The 636-nt window shown below is 46.2% G+C and carries 2 protein-coding genes; both read right to left on the bottom strand.

The annotated features are described in order from the left end of the window. The coding region (locus tag AB4585_RS27245) for a D-aminoacyl-tRNA deacylase (protein WP_372171864.1) at positions 1 to 82 on the bottom strand (82 nt) is incomplete at its 3' end. Further along, positions 54 to 636 (bottom strand): YihY family inner membrane protein (locus AB4585_RS27240; protein ID WP_372171862.1); only part of this gene is annotated, 583 nt, incomplete at its 5' end. The genes AB4585_RS27240 and AB4585_RS27245, both read right to left, overlap by 29 nt.

Below are 636 nucleotides of genomic sequence, written 5' to 3'. Positions count from 1 at the left end.
ATAAGCCTTTATCGATCTCTCCGACCACTTCACCGTCGACCTTTACAGCGGCCTCACTCACTCTCTGAATCAGAGCTATCACTTCGAATCCTTTTTCTCATTAATTTATCTTGGTAGTACAAAAACCATTTGATACTGAATGGCTCATTCACCCGCCACACCTCATCTTCACCTAAGCTGGCTGTGATTTCTGCACCGATCAACACTATCATCCAGCAGAGATAAATCCACATAAATAACAGAGGGACCGCCGCCAAGGCACCATATATCAGCTGATATGAAGGGAACTGAGACACGTAGTAGGCAAATAGTTTCTTACTGATCTCAAACAAACAGCCAGCAACAAACGCGCCCGCCAAGGCGTGATTAAAGCGCACCTTAATATTAGGCACCAACAGGTATAGCCCAAAGAAGGCTAAGAAAGAAAAGCTGATAGGCAACAGGCCATACACCAAATGCACCGTATCTTCGCTCCAAACCCGCAGCGAGCCAACGTAAGAAGAAAAGACCAAGCTCATGCCCACTAGCACAGGACCGAGAGTTAGCACCATCCAATACATAGAAAATGAATACACTGTGCGGCGCTTTTTGCGCACTCGCCAAATGTAGTTGAGGTTTTTATCGATGGCCGAGATC

It is taken from the genome of Vibrio sp. 10N.222.49.C9, assembly GCF_041474985.1.
Classification (GTDB): Bacteria; Pseudomonadota; Gammaproteobacteria; order Enterobacterales; family Vibrionaceae; genus Vibrio; species Vibrio crassostreae_C.
The sequence above is the reverse complement of the archived record's forward strand: the minus strand, read 5'-3'. Positions and strand labels throughout refer to the sequence as shown.